The sequence below is a fragment of the Bacillus massiliigorillae genome, from assembly GCF_000380245.2.
GTDB classification, from domain to species: domain Bacteria; phylum Bacillota; class Bacilli; order Bacillales; family DSM-1321; genus Bacillus_AD; species Bacillus_AD massiliigorillae.
On the sequence record NZ_HG428741.1, the window covers coordinates 1,272,181 to 1,290,608 of the forward strand.

General features: G+C 34.8%; 11 protein-coding genes. 10 read left to right on the forward strand and 1 reads right to left on the reverse strand.

What is annotated here, in order from left to right:
• The first annotated feature begins 110 nt into the window (after window positions 1-110).
• From TX86_RS05910 to malQ, 10 genes are all read left to right on the forward strand, one after another.
• Window positions 111-998 (forward strand): cation diffusion facilitator family transporter, encoded by an 888-nt coding sequence (locus TX86_RS05910; protein ID WP_042347157.1) that lies wholly within the window; start codon window positions 111-113, stop codon window positions 996-998.
• 578 nt (window positions 999-1,576) lie between these two features.
• The gene (locus tag TX86_RS05915; protein ID WP_042350212.1) at window positions 1,577-2,665 is read left to right on the forward strand and encodes an RNA-guided endonuclease InsQ/TnpB family protein; all 1,089 of its coding nucleotides are present in this window, start codon (window positions 1,577-1,579) and stop codon (window positions 2,663-2,665) included.
• 339 nt (window positions 2,666-3,004) lie between these two features.
• Window positions 3,005-4,903 carry a 1,4-alpha-glucan branching protein GlgB gene (gene glgB / locus TX86_RS05920; RefSeq protein WP_042350213.1) on the forward strand — a complete coding sequence of 633 codons (1,899 nt, stop codon included), beginning with the start codon at window positions 3,005-3,007 and terminating at the stop codon, window positions 4,901-4,903.
• A 39-nt stretch (window positions 4,904-4,942) separates the two neighbouring features.
• Window positions 4,943-6,232, forward strand: a complete 1,290-nt coding sequence (locus TX86_RS05925) for a glucose-1-phosphate adenylyltransferase (protein WP_081707578.1) — start codon at window positions 4,943-4,945, stop codon at window positions 6,230-6,232.
• Window positions 6,229-7,347 (forward strand): glucose-1-phosphate adenylyltransferase subunit GlgD, encoded by a 1,119-nt coding sequence (gene glgD, locus TX86_RS05930; protein ID WP_042347159.1) that lies wholly within the window; start codon window positions 6,229-6,231, stop codon window positions 7,345-7,347. Before TX86_RS05925 ends, glgD begins: the two co-directional genes overlap by 4 nt.
• A 56-nt stretch (window positions 7,348-7,403) precedes the next feature.
• Complete coding sequence (gene glgA, locus TX86_RS05935; RefSeq protein ID WP_081707579.1) at window positions 7,404-9,017, forward strand: glycogen synthase GlgA; 1,614 nt, start codon at window positions 7,404-7,406, stop codon at window positions 9,015-9,017.
• 84 nt (window positions 9,018-9,101) lie between these two features.
• Window positions 9,102-11,525 (forward strand): glycogen/starch/alpha-glucan phosphorylase, encoded by a 2,424-nt coding sequence (locus TX86_RS05940; protein ID WP_042347161.1) that lies wholly within the window; start codon window positions 9,102-9,104, stop codon window positions 11,523-11,525.
• Between the two features lie 20 nt (window positions 11,526-11,545).
• Window positions 11,546-13,393, forward strand: coding sequence for an alpha-amylase family glycosyl hydrolase (locus TX86_RS05945; protein ID WP_042347163.1), 1,848 nt, complete (start codon window positions 11,546-11,548; stop codon window positions 13,391-13,393).
• A 63-nt stretch (window positions 13,394-13,456) separates the two neighbouring features.
• Window positions 13,457-15,211 carry a phospho-sugar mutase gene (locus TX86_RS05950; protein WP_042347164.1) on the forward strand — a complete coding sequence of 585 codons (1,755 nt, stop codon included), beginning with the start codon at window positions 13,457-13,459 and terminating at the stop codon, window positions 15,209-15,211.
• Window positions 15,195-16,718: a 4-alpha-glucanotransferase gene (malQ, locus tag TX86_RS05955; protein WP_042347167.1), complete on the forward strand. Its 1,524-nt coding sequence runs from the start codon at window positions 15,195-15,197 to the stop codon at window positions 16,716-16,718. Before TX86_RS05950 ends, malQ begins: the two co-directional genes overlap by 17 nt.
• A gap of 233 nt (window positions 16,719-16,951) precedes the next feature.
• Here the strand turns inward: malQ and TX86_RS05960 are convergent, their stop codons facing one another.
• Window positions 16,952-18,031, reverse strand: a complete 1,080-nt coding sequence (locus TX86_RS05960) for a glycoside hydrolase family 18 protein (RefSeq protein WP_042347169.1) — start codon at window positions 18,029-18,031, stop codon at window positions 16,952-16,954.
• Window positions 18,032-18,428 lie beyond the last annotated feature (397 nt).

An 18,428-nucleotide genomic window follows, 5' to 3' on the forward strand; every position in this document is an offset into this window, starting at 1 on the left:
GGTTGAAAATAATGAGTGAATACACATTATTTTTTACTATGTATTTATGAGGAATTGGGAAAAGTAAAGAATAGAGAATGAATTTAGATTTGAAGGGAGGAGAGGTATACTTGGAAAATCAAAAGTATAATGATCTTAAACTGGGAGAACGTGGCGCAATGATTAGCATCATTGCTTATATTTTCCTTTCTATTTTGAAACTGATTGTAGGATTTATTAGTTCTTCAGATGCATTAAAAGCTGATGGATTAAATAATACAACAGATATCATTGCATCTATTGCTGTTCTTATAGGACTGAAGATTGCACAAAGACCGCCAGATAAGGATCATAAATATGGTCATTGGAAAAGCGAAACAGTAGCATCTTTAATTGCTTCGTTTATTATGTTCGCTGTTGGTATACAAGTAATAACAGATACGGTTAGGTCTTTCTTTGCAGAAGAAAAAGCATCTCCAGATATATTAGCTGCTTATATTGGGATATTTTCAGCGATCGTTATGTACTTTGTATATCGTTACAATAAAAGATTAGGAGCTCGGATTAACAGTAAGGCTGTTATGGCTGCTGCAAAGGACAATATTTCAGATGCGTGGGTAAGTATTGGAACGGCTATTGGAATCTTTGGAGCACAATTGAATATGCCTTGGCTAGATAGCTTTACCGCTTTCATTGTGGGTTTGTTAATTTGTAAAACAGCTTGGGATATATTTAAAGAGGCAACACATGAATTAACAGATGGCTTTGATGTAGAGAAGCTTTCCGCTTATAAAGAGTTAATTTCAAAAGTAAATGGAGTAAAAGGTATAAACGGCATTAAGGGTAGGAATTACGGAAACAATGAGGTAATAGATGCTGTTATATTTGTTGAATCTTCTTTAAATATAAATGAAGCTCATGATATTGCGACATTAGTAGAAGAAGAAATGAAGAATAGGTATGGTGTATATGATGTTCATATTCACGTCGAGCCTGATAAAGAAGAAGGTACAAGCTAATGCAACTATAATTGTAAATTATAGAGCATATTTTTAGGCATGTCAGTTTCAAGATATGCTCTTTCTTTTTATTCTTATGTCATGTTCACAAATTATAGGAGTATTTCCATGTAATCTATTTTTTTGAATAAATGTCCCTTTGTATTTAGAAATAAAAAAGTATGAAATAGATTTAAGAACATAAGAGGAGAAAGAATGGAAGGGAAGAATATATATTTATAGGATATATTTGGTAATCAATGATGTGAGTGAGCATAAATAGCTAAATGTAAAATGACATTTGTTCATGTAAAGTATTTTGTGACTAATTTTCAATAAAAGAGATTGTTAAATGAAGGAGTGAATATACCATTTTTATTGTTAAAGATTCTGCACGTTCCTTTCATGAAAAAACAATGAATAACCGCCCCGATGTATAGGTGAATTGCAATGTTTCATGTATCTTGCGTATTTGTCAAGAGTTTTTTATCGAAAAATGTCAACTATAAGAGTCTCTTTTCAAAGAATGTTAATATTTATTTCATTCTTTCACTAAACTATTTCAATATAGTAATTAGTGAAGAAGAGAGGTGAAGATTATTAATATTACAATTACTGCTAAAATTAAGATTCTTCCCACAATAGAACAAGTATCCTTGCTTCAAAAAACGGTTCGAGCATATCGAAATGGTTGTAATTTTGTTTCTGAGATTGTTTTTCATACAAAGCAGCTAAAACAAGCAGCTCTGCATAGAGCTACTTATACCGAGTTGCGATCTGGGTTTGCATTGCGATCGCAAATGGCTCAGTCGGTTATGAAAACTGTTATAGCAAAATATAAAACTAACAAAAATATCGGATATGGCTGGAGTTTGGTTCGCTTCAGAAAACCTGAATACGATTTGTTATGGAATCGAGACTATTCCATAATGAAAGATTGTTTCTCTGTAAACACTTTACAAGGACGTATTAAGGTGCCGTTTATACAGAAGGGAATGGAGAAATATTTTGATGGCTCTTGGGTTTTCGGAACAGCAAAACTTATTTGTAAACATAAGAAGTGGTTGTTGCTTATCCCAATGACGAAATATTTTGAACAAGCTTCATATAAGAATATTCGCCAAGTCGTAGGAATTGATTTCGGTCAAAATTTTTTAGCTACTACATACGATTCAAGAGGTAAGACGACATTCTTTTCAGGGAGGCAAGCGAAACATAAACGAGCTCAATATAAACGTCTTCTCAAACAGTTACAAATGAAGAAAACACCTTCAGCTCGACAAAGGCTTCGAGAGATAAGAGAGCGAGAAAACCGTTGGATTACTGATGTAAATCATTGCGTCAGCAAGGCACTCGTTTCTAAATACGGTAAAAACACTTTATTTGTTATCGAAGAATTAAATTGTGCTCAAAAAGAAGTTTGCTATGGTTGGTATTTTGAACAATTAAGGCAAATGCTAGAGTATAAAGCTCGAATGAAACAGTCGAAAGTAATTGCGGTTGAACCGAAGTATACATCTCAGACTTGTCCCAAATGTGGACATACAGAGAGGGCTAACCGCAATAAAAAGCAGCATATGTTTATATGCAAAACATGTCAGTACACATCGAATGATGATCGTATTGCAGCAATGAATCTGCAACAGAATGGAATTGAGTACATCGTTGCAGTTACAGCTTTAGCATGACTATTTCTGTTGGGTAGCTGTCAAACTGCTCTTATGTAATACCTTGTGTAGTTATAAGCGCTATTTAAGTAAGAAGAACATATTTTGTTATTCATGCTTAGGCATTTGACAATGGAGGTTTCAAAAGAAACAAAACCTCACAAACAAGAAACAACTACGAAGGGTAAAACATCCTCTGTAGCACAACACCACTTTGACTCACATCCTGTGAACCTCGCACAAGATAATGAAAGAAGTAATCCAATGGTGAAAAAATAAAATTTTGTTCAGTTAGTAATGAGGAAAAACAGTATTGAATATACTAATACCTTAATAGAGGAGTTGAATTAGGTGCAGCAAATGAAAGAAGACTTTTCTTTAGCAAAATACTTATTTCATCAAGGGAAAAACTTTGAGGCATACAATTATTTAGGCTCTCATTTGATTAACGAAGATGGAAAAGTAGGTTTTGTTTTTAGAGTGTGGGCACCAAATGCTGCTGCTGTATCAGTTGTTGGCGATTTCAATGAATGGAATCATAAGACTCATCCTATGAAAAGAGAAACAGAAGAAGGTATATGGGAACTGTTCATTGAAGGATTGGCAGAGTATTCATTATACAAATATGCCATCACTACAAAGGATGACCGCGTTTTATTTAAGTCAGATCCCTATGCTTTTCATAGTGAAACAAAGGAACAAACAGCATCTTATACATATAGTTTTACGGACAAATTCACATGGACTGATAGAGACTGGCAGAACTATAAGGCGAATCTTAATATTTATGAAAGTCCAATGAATATTTATGAAGTACATCTTGGTTCTTGGCGAAAAACGGAAGATGATCAGTATTTAGATTATCGAACAATTGCAGATCAGTTAATTCCATATACAAAGAAAATGGGATACACCCATCTAGAATTATTACCAATAGCTGAATTTCCATTTGATGGATCTTGGGGATATCAAATTTGTGGATACTACAGCGTAACATCTCGTTTTGGTAAACCAGAAGATTTCATGTACTTAGTCAACTTAGCTCATGAACATGGGATAGGCGTCATTATAGATTGGGTACCTGCTCATTTTCCAAAAGATGCACACGGTTTATATGAATTCGATGGTCAACCTTTGTATGAGTATCAAGATGTTTTAAAGCAAGAACATAAGGAATGGGGTACAAGAATTTTTGATTTCGGTAGAAATGAAGTTCGATCTTTCCTCATTTCAAACGCTATGTTTTTGATAGAAAAATATCATATTGATGGAATAAGAGTTGATGCTGTTGCCTCGATGCTTTATTTAGATTATGACCGTGAAGAGTGGAGACCGAATAAAAACGGTGGTAGAGAAAATTTGGAATCTATAGAATTTTTGCAAACTTTGAATAGTACAGTATTGACTAAATATCCAAATAATTTAATGATTGCTGAAGAATCAACAGCATGGCCGGGTGTAACATTGCCACCGTCACATAATGGCCTAGGTTTTAACTTTAAGTGGAATATGGGCTGGATGAATGATGCTCTCTCTTATATTGAAGTAGATCCAATAGGAAGACAGCATAATCATAATAAATTAACATTCCCAATTATGTATGCGTGTGATGAGAATTTTATTTTACCTATTTCACATGATGAAGTTGTACATGGTAAACGATCGTTATTAGATAAAATGCCAGGAGAATATAATGATAAATTTGCAGGAGTACGTAGCTTTGTAGCTTATATGCTATGTCATCCTGGGAAAAAATTAATGTTCATGGGCTCCGAAATTGGCCAGTTTATTGAATGGAATTTCAGCAAGGAGCTGGAATGGTTTTTATTAAAATATGAATCTCATAAAAAGCTGCAAACATTTTTTAGTGAAGCGAATCATTTTTATTTAGAACATAAACCTTTATGGGCGTTAGATTGCTCTTGGGATGGTTTTAAGTGGATTTGCCATAACGATCATACGAGAAATATATTAGCCTTCCGACGTTTAGACCAAGAAGGTAATGAGTTAATTGTTATCGTCAATTTCTCTGCAGAAGAATGGGGGAATTATTATATCGGCGTACCTTATGAAGGGTCATATAAAGAAATCTTCAATACGGATTTGAAGAAGTTCGGTGGATCAGGAAAGAGAAATCGTAAGCTTCTGAAAGCAATTGAAGGAAATATACATGATTATGACAAATACATCTCGGTTACTGTGCCACCATTAACTACACTTGTTTTTCAGCAAGTAAAACAAACTAAAACAAAAATATAAAAACATTATTTATATAAAAAATTAAGAGGGTGAATGTGTATGTATCGAAAGAAAAAATGTGTAGCTATGTTACTTGCCGGGGGGCAAGGAAGTAGATTATATGCACTGACAAAGCAACTAGCAAAACCAGCTGTTCATTTTGGAGGAAAGTATCGAATTATCGACTTTACTTTATCGAATTGTATTAATTCGGGTATAGATACAGTTGGTGTATTAACTCAATATCAGCCTCTTGAACTGAATGATTATATTGACAATGGTGAACCATGGGATTTAGATCGTACAAATGGCGGAGTTCATATTTTACCTCCATACCAAGGTGTTCAAGGTGGAGATTGGTATAAAGGAACGGCTAATGCAATCTATCAAAATATGAATTTCATTGATCGTTATGAACCAGAATATGTCATTATCTTATCTGGTGACCATATTTATAAAATGGATTACAGCAAAATGCTAGATTATCATATCGAGAAAGATGCTGACTGCACAATTGCTGTTCTGTCTGTACCACTAGAAGAAGCTAGTCGCTTTGGAATCATGAATACAAATGAAGATGGTAGTATTTTTGAGTTCGAAGAAAAGCCAGCACAACCTAAGAGCAATAAAGCTTCTATGGGTGTATACATCTTTAAGAAAGAAGCGTTGTTCCGTTATTTAATTCAAGATGAAGCAAACGAAACATCCTCAAATGACTTTGGTAAGAATGTTATCCCTGCCATGCTTAATGGGAATGAGAAATTATTTGCATATCCATTCGAAGGTTATTGGAAAGATGTAGGTACACTTCAATCTTTATGGGAAAGTAATATGGATTTATTAGGTGAAAACCCTCTATTAGATTTAAGTGATAATAAATGGAAAATTAGCTATCGACACTATCCAGATCACCCACATTTCATCGGAAAAAATGGCTCAGTAACAAACAGTGTTATTGCAGAAGGTTGTGAAATTGAAGGTCAAGTTATTAATTCTGTTCTATTCAGTGGTGTTACTGTTGGTAAAGGTGCAGTCATTAAAGATAGTGTTGTCATGAGAAATACGCATATTAATGATGGTGCAACAATTAATTATAGTATTGTAGATGGTCGTGTTCAGGTTGGGGCGCATGCAACAGTTGGAAAAGAGCGCTCAGAAGGTGTAGATATTACAGTGCTTGGTACTGGTGTAAAGGTACAGGATCATGCGGTTATTCAAGCAGGTGTAATTATTGACTGTGACATGGTATTAGATGAAAAGGTAACAGCTCTTAAGAAGAGTACTTCTAAGAAACAAAAGTGTGCAGAAAAAATCCATTTAAACAATGTAGAAAAAGAGGTAGTAGTATGAACGCATTAGGTATCGTTTTTTCTAATATTCGAGATAAACATGTACCAGAAATTACAAAGAATAGAATCATGAGCGCTGTTCCTTTCGGAGGAAGATATCGCCTAATCGACTTCGTACTATCTAATATGGCTAATTCTGGTGTCATCAAAGCAGGTGTGGTAACAAGGCAGAATTATCAGAATATGATGGATCATATCGGTACTGGTAAGGCATGGGATTTAGCTAGAAAGCGTGGAGGAATCCGTCTTCTGCAGCCTAATGTTGATAATATTGAAGAATTTATCCAAATGGATAACCGTATCGAAACTTTAAAGGGAATCCTAGATTATCTTGAAAAAGCGGATGAGGAGTATGTAGTCCTATCTGATTGTGATGTTATTTGTAATATTTCATACTCAGATATGCTAAAAGCTCATAAAGAAAGTAATGCAGATGTAACGCTTGCTTATAGTCAACAAGATGAGGATGTTAGTTGGAAAGGGCAACGTACAGTCTTTCGTATGAAAGAAAATAATCGTATTACAGCAATCAAAAAAACATCGAGCACAAGACAGGGAGAATTTCTTTATTTGGGTACGATGGTTATTGAAAAGAATTTCTTGAAGCGACATATTCAAATTGCTTGTCATAAAGGATATAGAAGCTTATTAACATATCTAGGTGATCATGCTAATGAAATTATGATTAACGGTTTTGCATTTAATGAGTATTATGCATACATTGATTCATTACAAAGCTATTTAAATAGTAATTTAGATTTATTAGATTTAAATGTTCGTGAAGAATTATTCCGTAAGCCATATCGTCCTATTTATACAAGTGTTAACGATTCTCCACCTACTACATATGGAGCGGATGCAGTTGTTGAAAATTCGATCATTGCAGACGGATGTGTGATTAATGGTGTTGTTAAAAACTCGGTGATTTTCCGTGGGGTAAAAGTTGATAAAAATGCAACAATTAGCAACAGCGTTGTTATGCAGGATAGCGTGATTGGTATGGACGCAACATTAAATCACATTGTTACAGATAAAAATGTTGTAATTGGGAATCATCGTACATTATGTGGTCACGAAACACATCCATTCTTTATTGAAAAAGGCAGTGTAATTTAATTTTTTAAAAGCGAAATAAAATTCAAGACGAATAGTCAAATCAAGGGTGATTCGATATGGCAAGTAAATCTCTTAGGAAGAGAAAAAATATAAAAGAAAAACAAGTAATCGATAAGCGTGAAAAAGTAGTAAGTAAAGTGGAATCAGAGATTATTTCATCTATAAATGAAGTGGCGGCTGCAGTAGATACTCCGATTATTGAGAAGGTTTCGAAGGGTAATAAACAATCAGAGAAAATCAAAGTATTAATAGCTGCTTCTGAAGGACTACCTTTTGTTGCTACAGGCGGATTGGGCGAAGTTGTTGGTTCGTTACCTAAAGCGATTATGAAGGAGAACAATGAGAAGTTTGATATTCGAGTGATTCTCCCATTATATGAAAGTATTACTAATGAAGATAGACAGCAAATGGAATTTCTAGGTCATTTCAATGTGAGCTTGTCTTGGCGCCAGCAGTATTGTGGCGTGTTTCGTATAGTGAAAAATGATGTAACATATTACTTCATTGATAATGAATACTATTTCAAGAGATTTAACCCGTACGGATATTATGATGATGGAGAGCGCTATGCATTCTTTAGTAAAGCCGTTCTAGATAGTATTGCTTTACTTAATTTTGACCCGGATATTATTCATTGCCATGATTGGCAAACAGCATTGATTCCTGTGTACCTACACTATAATTATCATCATATACAAGTTCAAACTATTTTTACGATTCATAATATTGAGTATCAAGGGAAAATGGATTTGAGTATCATTGGAGATTTATTTGGACTATCACCAGAAGCTGGTGCAAGTATTGAATATGATGGTTGTGCAAATTTGATGAAAGCGGCTATAGAATGCTCAAATCAGGTTAATACTGTTAGTCCAACCTATGCAAGAGAATTAATAAATGATTATTTTGCAAAAGGTTTGGCAGCTATCATCCAGAAAAATGAATTTAAAATGCGTGGCATTTTAAATGGAATAGACGTTGAAAGCTATAATCCAGAAACGGATTCATCGTTATTCTTGAATTATGGAATTGACAGCATTGAGAATAAAAAAGTAAATAAAGCAGAGCTACAAAAGCTTGCGAATTTACCTGTTGATGAAAATGTACCTGTTATCGCGATTGTTAGTCGTTTAGTTTCTCATAAAGGTTTGGATCTTATTACAGCTATTATGGAACAAGTGGTCAATGAAAACGTTCAAGTAGTTGTACTAGGTATTGGTGAGCGTAAATATGAGGATTACTTTAAATGGTTACAATCACAATATCCAGGTAAAGTAGCTGCTATGTTATGTTTCAATCAAGATTTAGCTCGAAAAGTATACGCAGGGGCAGACATTTTCTTAATGCCTTCTAAAAGTGAGCCATGTGGCTTAGCTCAAATGATTGCTTCGAGATATGGAACTGTTCCAATTGTTCAAGCAGTTGGTGGATTACGTGATACGATTCAAGATTGCAGCGTAGGTGAAGGTAATGGTTTTGTATTTGATCAATATAATTCACATGCATTATTAGATGCCATTCATCGAGCATTACATGTGTATCACAATAAAGAATCTTGGAATAACTTAGTTAAATGGGTTATGTCAATTGACTTTAGTTGGGAAAAATCAGCAAGAGAATATGAAAAGCTATATTTAGAATTGGGCTCACGTCAAGTTCAACATGTATAAGAAAAAGACAGCAATCCCCTATGGTGAAAGCTTTATGCTTCACCATAGGGGGATAAGTCATTTAAACAGCTTGGAGGAATTTCCATGGAAGAGACACAATTGAAGAACGAAATAAGGAATAGTATAGAGCATAAATTATCTCGTCATTACGGAATCTCAGTAGAAGAAGCATCTCGAAATCAAATGTATAAAACTTGTGCTAGAATCGTTCGCGATTTGCTTCTTGAAAAAAGAGCAAAATATCATGAAGAAATGAAGAAAAAACAAAATAAAAAAATCTATTATCTTTGCATGGAATTTCTTATTGGTCGTTCTTTAAAGAATAATATATACAACTTAGGGTTAGATAACGAACTTCAAGAGGTATTAAGTGACTGGAACTTTCAACTTGAGGACTTGTATGAGGAAGAGCCGGATGCAGGATTAGGTAATGGTGGATTAGGACGTTTAGCATCTTGCTTTATGGACTCTCTTGCAACATTAGGCTATCCAGCAATGGGTTTTTCCATCTGTTATGAATATGGGCTTTTTAAGCAAAAAATTGTAGATGGTTGGCAAATGGAGTTACCAGATATTTGGTTGCCTGGTGGTGAAGTTTGGCTGAAAAAGAGAACAGATCTGACCTTTCCTGTTAAATTTGAAGGAGAACTAAAGGAAGTGTGGACTGAAAATGGTCTACGTATCGATTATAACAACTGCAATGAAGTTGAAGCGGTTGCATACGATATGATGATTTCTGGTGCGGATTCTGATGATGTAGCTGTTCTACGATTATGGAAAGCTCAAGATATTAAGAACTTCGATATGAACTCTTTCTCTAATGGTGATTATAATCGAGCAATGATGGAAAATACGAGTGCAGAATTAATTTGTAAAGTGCTTTATCCTTCCGACAACCACGCTGAAGGCAAGACCTTACGTATAAGACAAGAATACTTCCTTGTGTCTGCTTCTATTCAAAATATTATCCATGATCATTTAAGAAAATATGGTACCTTAAATAATTTCAGTGAAAAAGTTGCGATTCATATTAATGATACGCATCCAGCAATGTGTATTCCTGAATTAATGCGCATATTTATGGATGAATATCAATATACTTGGAATGACGCCTATAAAATGGTAATCGATTCAGTAACATATACGAACCATACAGTTCTTGCAGAAGCGCTTGAAAAGTGGCCAGAGGTGCTAATTAAGCAGCAACTACCTCGAATTTATGAAATTTTGAAAGAATTGAATGAACAGTTCTGTCAACAATTGTGGAATCAATACCCTGGTGATTGGGACCGAATTGAGCGTATGGCTATTATTTCGAATGGACAAATCAGAATGGCCAATTTGAGTGTAATTGGTTCTTCACATGTAAATGGTGTTTCTAAGCTACATTCGGATATTTTAAAGAATGATGTCTTTCACGATTTTTATCAAAATACACCTTGGAAATTTACAAATGTCACAAATGGTATCGCTCATAGACGATGGTTATGTCAAGCTAATCCTGAACTAACTAAGCTGCTTGATGAGTGCATAGGAGACGAATATAAAAAAGATGCAAGTAAACTTGCTCATTTCCGTAAATATCATGATAATTTAGATGTTTTACAACGGCTAGATAATATAAAACTTAATAATAAAATTCGATTTTCGAATTTAATGAAAAATAAAGGGGTTACGATTGACCCTTATTCAATGTTTGTTGTGCAAGCGAAACGTCTTCATGAATACAAACGTCAATTGTTAAATGTATTACGAATCATTTCGTTGTATTTGGATTTAAAAGAAAATCCAAATATGCATGTCGTACCGCAAACATTCCTTTTTGCAGCAAAGGCAGCTCCAGGTTATTTTGCCGCTAAAGAAGTTATTAAATTGATTAACCATTTAAGTGTTGAAATCGAGAAAGATCCAGTGTTGCGTCAAAATATTCGTGTTGTATTCCTGGAAAATTATTGTGTAACGATGGCAGAGACTTTAATGCCAGCAGCAGAAGTTAGTGAGCAAATCTCCTTAGCTGGTAAAGAAGCAAGTGGAACAGGTAACATGAAAATGATGATTAATGGCGCATTGACTATGGGTACGATGGATGGAGCAAACGTTGAAATATTCGACGCTGTTGGCAAAGATAACATTTTTATTTTTGGAATGAATGCCGATGAAGTAGAACGACGTTTAAAGTCAGGTTATGCTGCATCATTCTACTATCAAAATAATCCGAAAATCCGCAGAGTACTTGATTGCTTACGTAAAGGTTTTAATGGAGAATCCTTTGAGTCGATTTATCGCTATTTACTAGTAGGTGAGTATGGTATGGGTGATCCTTATATGTGTCTTGCTGATTTTGATGATTACTTAAAGGTTCACGATCAATTATCAGAAACGTATCATAATCGAAATAAATGGAATACGATGTCACTATATAATATTGCTGGTGCAGAACGTTTCGCGGCAGATAGAAGCGTTCAAGATTATGCTAGTCAAATATGGGGTATCGAACCTTTGAAGTAAAGGATTAAGGAGCTGTTTGTGTGGAGAATCAAATTAGTTCACGGTTTACAATAGGGAACTTTCGTTATCCATCAGGAGCAGTACCTACCAATTCAAACATCAATTTTAACATACAGGTTCCACGTTACTACGGATTAAAAGAAGTTTTTCTTGTGTGTATTAAAGATGAAGATAATCACTATGATTATCTTAGGATGAACTGGAAAGGCATTGAAAGTGGAAGGGACGTTTTTGAAGTATCTATGGAAGTAAAGAATCAAGGATTGCTTTGGTATTATTTTCAATTGAAATCCTTGGATCATGTAACTTACGTTGGCAAGGATGTTGATGGCATTATCGAAACAGAAGTAGAGCCTCCTTCATGGCAAATAACGATTTATGATGAAGCTTTTAAAACACCAGATTGGATTAAAGGTGGTATTTTTTATCATATTTTTGTAGATCGTTTTGCAAAAGTAGGCTCTACACCAGTTAAAAATCATATTGTTATGCGAAATGATTGGAATGGTGTACCTATTTATGCACCCAACAAGCAGGGAGAAGTGATGAATAATGACTTTTTCGGAGGCAATTTGAAAGGTATCATTTCTAAACTAGACTACTTGCATTCTCTTGGAATTACCTGCTTGTACCTAAGCCCAATATTTGAAGCTTATTCTAATCACAAATATGACACGGGAGATTATACCAAGATTGATCCGATGTTTGGTACTCTTGAAGATTTCCATGAGTTGTGCGAGCAAGGGAAGCAAAGAGGAATTCGGATCTTATTAGACGGTGTATTTAATCATACGGGTTCTGATAGTGTCTATTTTAATAAAAAAGCAACGTACAATAGTGTGGGTGCATATCAATCGGAGAATTCTGAGTATTACCATTGGTTTAAGTTCTTGAAATACCCAGATAAATATGAAAGTTGGTGGGGGATTGATACCTTACCTGCTATTCAAGAAGATAATCCATCTTATATAGAGTTTATTACGGGTGAACATGGAATCGGACGACGATGGCTAAAAGAAGGGGCTTCCGGTTGGCGTTTAGATGTTGCGGATGAATTGCCTGATGATTTCTTAGAGAGATTCCGAAGTGCTGTTAAGAATATTAATGAAGATGCACTTATTGTAGGTGAAGTATGGGAAGATGCTTCTTATAAAATTGCTTACGGAAAAAGACGTCATTATTTTTATGGGCAACAACTAGACAGTGTCATGAATTATCCTTTCATGAATGCCATTATTCGTTTTATCCGCTATGGAGATGCAGAGAATTTGGATGTTGTTGTCACATCGATAGTGCAAAACTATCCGGATGCTGTTGTTCATTGCTTGATGAACATGATTGGTACACATGATACTCGAAGAATATTAACTTCTCTTGGAGGTAAAGAATTAGCGAATGCGACGAAAGAAGAAAAATCTCTTACAGTGATGACTCCGGAAGAAAGAGTCAAAGGAATCTTATTGTTAAAATTAGCATCGCTTCTTCAAATGACATTACCAGGTGTTCCTTGTGTTTATTACGGAGATGAAGTCGGCATGGAAGGATATGAAGATCCTTTTAATAGACGATGTTATCCATGGGGAAATGAAGATAAAGAATTACTGAATTGGTATAAGAAATTAGGTTGCATTCGTAAAAAACTATCTGTGTTTAAAGAGGGTAGTTATAAGACGATATATGCAGAAGAGAAAGTATTTATCTTTCAACGCGTAACTGAAAAGGAAAAAGTGGTTGTTGGTGTGAATCGCTCAGACAAGCCGTTTGCAATGGATGTGGTGCAGCTTTATGAAGATGTTTTACATAATGAAAAAGTTACAAATGAATACATAATTCAACCGAATGCATGTTGTTTCCTAGTGCATTCGTGATCGACAACTAGAAATTTGAATATAAAAAATAGAATATTGTTTATAAGGAAGAGGTTTTGGCAAATGGCATATAAAAAAGAGTATCAAAAATGGTTGAACAGTAGCGTTGTAAATGATGAGATGAAAGCAGAATTACGCTCATTAGAAAATAATGATAACGAACTAAAACATAGATTTTCATCTATGCTGGATTTCGGTACAGCAGGTCTTCGTGGCATTATGGGAGCTGGCTTAAATAATATGAATGAGTATACAGTTCGATATGCAACGCAAGGTTTAAGCGACCTTATTTTACAAAATGGCGCTGAAGCTGCTAAAAAAGGTGTTTGCATTGCTTATGATTCTCGTTTAAATTCAGTTGAATTTGCCTGGGAAGCAGCTTGTAACCTAAGTGCAAATGGAATTGCTGTTTATATCTTTGATGAATTACGACCAACGCCAGAGCTTTCATTTGCAATTAGAGAATTTGGTGCGATCGCTGGGATTAACATTACCGCGAGTCATAACCCAAAAGAATACAATGGTTACAAAGTGTATTGGGAAGATGGTGCTCAATTACCACCTGAGCATGCGAAACAAATCTCAGATCGTCTTCAAAAATTAGATATCTTTGCTGATGTGAAAACATGTTCGAAAGAAGAAGCAATGAATAAAGGTTTAATCACAGTAGTTGGTAAAGACTTTGATGAGAAATATATGGAGAAGGTTCTTGGTGAATCTGTTGGAAGTACATATGTCAATAAAGTAGCAGATGATTTCCGCATGATTTATTCACCAATTCATGGTACAGGATACCGTATTGTTCCGGAAGTATTAACTCGTTTAGGTATTAAACATTTAATTACAGTTCCTGAACAAATGGAACCAAATGGTCTTTTCCCAACAACGAAGTCTCCAAACCCAGAAGAAAAAGAAGCTTTACAAATTGCGATTCAATTGGCAGAAAAAGAAAATGTAGATTTGATTGTAGGTACAGATCCAGATGCTGACCGTGTTGGTATTGTTGTACGAAATTTTGATGGTGAATATGTAACGCTAACAGGAAATCAAATCGGTGTTCTATTATTGGATTATTTAATTCAAAGTAGAAAAGCGAACGGCACATTGGCAGACAATGCTGTTGTTATCAAAAGTATTGTATCTTCTAATATGGCTAAAGCTATTGCCGAGCAAAACCATGTTGCAATGATGGATGTGTTAACAGGATTTAAGTTTATTGGTGAAAAAATTAAAGAATTCGAACAAACGAACGAGCATACTTTCTTATTTGGTTTTGAGGAAAGTAATGGCTATTTAGCTGGTACATATGCAAGAGATAAGGACGCAATTGTAGCCTCTATGCTAATTGCAGAAATGGCTTGCTATTATCAGTTACAAAATATGACTTTATATGAAGCACTATTTACTCTTTATAAAAAATACGGTTATTTTGATGAGAAAGTTGTATCCATTACGCTTAGTGGTTTAGATGGAATTGAGAAAATCAAAACAATCATGTCAAATTTACGTGAAAATGTACTAACTTCAATAGCTACTATTCCGGTAACAAAAGTGCGTGATTATAAAACGGGTAAAGTGACAAATATCTCAACTAGTGAAGAGAGTAGTACTGGTTTACCGATTGCAGATGTACTTTTCTATGAATTAGAGGATGGTTCTTCATTTATTGTAAGACCTTCTGGTACAGAGCCAAAGCTTAAATTATATATTATGGTTAAAGCAGACTCACATGAAGAAGCATTAAAGAAGAAAGAAGAACTAGTAACGTATGGTAAGTCTTTAGTAGAGAAGATGAGTCAAAATGACGTACTTATCTAAAATTTCGTTTACACGAACAGCGGGTGCACTATTACCAGTCTTTTCTCTACCTGGGTCATATGGTATTGGTGTTTTAGGAAAAGAGGCGAGAGCGTTCGCGGATTTTCTTCTTGCTTCGGGAATTCATTGCTGGCAAGTGTTGCCGATGGTTCATGCAGGGGCAGGTAATTCACCATACTCGGGAATTTCTGCTTTTGCAGGTGACCCTTTGTATATTGATCCAGAAACACTGTATGAAAAATCATTAATTACAAAGGAAGAATTAGAGGATGCGTGTTATCCTCTTTCTTCTTATTCTGTTGATTATGATTGGCTGTTAAAGCATAAACCTTTATTACTAAAGAAGGCATATTCAAGATTGACTACATCCATGAAAGAAGATATTGAACATTTTAAGGAAGAGAATAAATACTGGCTTAATGATTATGCTTTGTTTATGACGATACAAGAGAAAGGTGAAAGTATCATTAGCAAAGCTTTTTTGTCTAAAGAAAAAGAAGAAGCTTTAATAAATGATGAAGTCTTTTCTTATTATTGTTTTTTACAATATGAATTTTATAGTCAGTGGCAAAACCTAAAGAACTATTGTAATAGTTTAGGAATCGGCTTAATTGGCGATTTACCTTTTTATGTTTCGCATGATAGCAGTGATGTATGGGCAAATCCGCATCTTTTTATGCTGAACAAAGATTTTGAAGCTATTGGAATTGCAGGAACACCACCTGATTATTTTTCAGAAAAGGGTCAGTGTTGGGGGAATCCGCTTTATGATTGGAATGCGATGAAAGGTGAAGGTTATGACTGGTGGATTCACCGAATCGCTTTTCATGTAAAGTATAATGATGCTTTGCGAATTGATCATTTCAGAGGTTTTGAGCGCTATTGGTATATATCAGCTGAAAATCGAGATGCAAGGCTAGGGCGTTGGGAAGAAGGTCCTGGACTTTCTATATTTCATGCTTTTGAGAAAAAGTATGGTCCCGCCCCAATTATTGCAGAGGATCTAGGGACAGTAGATGAAAGATTGTTTGCTTTCTTAAAAGAAAGTGGTTTTCCAGGCATGAAAGTTTTGCAGTTTGCTTTTGATGGAAACACTAGTAATCTTCATCTTCCTCATACGTATAATAATCATTCCGTTGCATATACGGGGACTCATGATAATAATACTACGTTAGGCTGGGTTTGGGAGATAGATGAATCAAGTCGTAACCAAGCATTGGAATATTGTAATATTCCTTCAAGTCATTGGGGCGATGGAGGATCTCAATCACCGGTATGTAGAGGTTTATTGCGAACATTATATCAATCGGTTTCCTCGATAGCGATTGCACCTGTTCAAGATTCCTGCGGTTATGGTGAAGATACAAGAATTAATATACCAGGTAAAGCAACTGGAAATTGGAATTTTCGATTTACGGAAGAGAACTTCAAACAGATTGATCAGGAGTATTTATTGAAGCTGAGCAATATATTTGGAAGAAATAATGCTTTTAAATTTGAAAAATAAAATGTAAGTTGGTTGAAAAGAAAGTATATAAATTTAGCGCTGTCTAACCTTACACCTGCTATGCTCGGAAATAAGCCAATCTGTTTTGAAAACCAAAAGAGGGTTTTCAAGAACAGCTCGTCTTATTTCTGCCGCATAGCTCTTTTTTTGATTTGGAGTAGTACAAGAAGCATAAACATTAATCAAAAAAGACCGGTGACGGTTTTTCTTATCCCGTGCAAATTTTCACTTTATCATTTTTTAAGCTCTTCATAAATAGCGGCAGTCAAACTGTCACTACCATTTGTATCAAGCCCTGTTTCCCACATCATCATTCCGCCGAAACCATAGTCTAATGCTAACCTTGTTTTCTTTTTCATGGTTTCTCTACCATTATAGTAGTAGTTAGTACCATTTATATAAATTAAATCTTTGTCAGCGAATGCAGGGTACTCTTCGATGATTGTTGCAAAAGAAACCGGTTGATTGGAAACATGATCTGGCTGACCATATAATGGAACACCTAAAATTAATTTTTTTGTATCTAAATCGTTTTGTGTAAAGAAATCATGCCAATATTTTACGCTTTGTTCAGCATATGAATAAGGCGCTGAATTTTCTGGGTGATATCCTTCATCCCATTGGCCTTCATATGCCATTATATTTACATAATCTACATAACTAAAAGTAGATGGTTCATAAACTACATAATCAGACTCTAATCCAGTTGCAGCATTGATTTTGGAATGCACAGCAATGGATAATACTTTGTTGTGCGAATGTAGGCGCTCGCTTAGTTCTTTTGTAAATAAATCAAGATAGTTCGCATCTAAAGAGTTGTGAGGATGTTCGAAATCGATATCGATTCCATCCAAACCTTCTCGTTCTACAATTACCATAAGATTATTAATAAGGTTTAATCTAGAAGTTGATTGGCTAATAGCTTTTTGAAAGTAATCATATGACTGACCTCCATTTATATGAGACCAGCCTCCCACAGCTAACATTATTTTTGTATTTGTTTGTCTCGCATTACTGACCATTTGTTTTAAATTTTGCAATGAAGCATCATTTGTAAATAAGATGTCGCCATTTTCAGTAGGGTGAGCAAATGAGAATATGGCATGAGTAAGTTTTGAGTAATCCACTTCGTTTGGATTGCGGAAATCTTGAACATAACCAATTAATAGTTTTGAGTCGGTTTCCGCCTTTACTTGTTGATTTTCTTCTATGTTAGCAGCTTTAGAATAATGCTGTTCTATACTTTGTAATGTCATAACTCCGATAAAGGTAATGAGTATTACCAGGGCAATCAGGAGATTTCGTTTTTTCATTAGCTATTTCCCTCCCTAGTATTCTTCTGATACCTTAAAGAGTGTAACAGAAAAATAAATAGCGAGAGCTTGGTAATATCAACCTATGAAACTAGAACCAAATGTGAATAGGGAAAAGACCCTAGTACAATTACTAGAGTCTTTATTGAGTAATCATGCGTCACTTATGCGTTTAATTCATATAAATAGCGTTTCTTGCACATGCGATATAGAAGGATTTGTATAACAATAAATACCAACCATAGTATGCTTAATTTAGTAATAACAGTTCCTAACATTGGTGATTGAGAATAATCAATTAATGAAAAGTAAATCCCTATATTCATACCAAACAGTAGTGGTACAAAGAAAATAATGGATAATTCTTTAGAGATTAGTGATTTTATTTCTTTTGAAG

Excerpts from the sequence above, each read along its gene's own strand:
- glgB (WP_042350213.1), top strand. The coding sequence starts at position 3,005 with ATGAAAGAAGACTTTTCTTTAGCAAAATACTTATTTCATCAAGGGAAA.
- TX86_RS05925 (WP_081707578.1), top strand. The coding sequence starts at position 4,943 with ATGTATCGAAAGAAAAAATGTGTAGCTATGTTACTTGCCGGGGGGCAA.
- glgD (WP_042347159.1), top strand. The coding sequence starts at position 6,229 with ATGAACGCATTAGGTATCGTTTTTTCTAATATTCGAGATAAACATGTA.
- glgA (WP_081707579.1), top strand. The coding sequence starts at position 7,404 with ATGGCAAGTAAATCTCTTAGGAAGAGAAAAAATATAAAAGAAAAACAA.
- TX86_RS05940 (WP_042347161.1), top strand. The coding sequence starts at position 9,102 with ATGGAAGAGACACAATTGAAGAACGAAATAAGGAATAGTATAGAGCAT.
- TX86_RS05950 (WP_042347164.1), top strand. The coding sequence starts at position 13,457 with ATGGCATATAAAAAAGAGTATCAAAAATGGTTGAACAGTAGCGTTGTA.
- malQ (WP_042347167.1), top strand. The coding sequence starts at position 15,195 with ATGACGTACTTATCTAAAATTTCGTTTACACGAACAGCGGGTGCACTA.
- TX86_RS05960 (WP_042347169.1), bottom strand. The coding sequence starts at position 18,031 with ATGAAAAAACGAAATCTCCTGATTGCCCTGGTAATACTCATTACCTTT.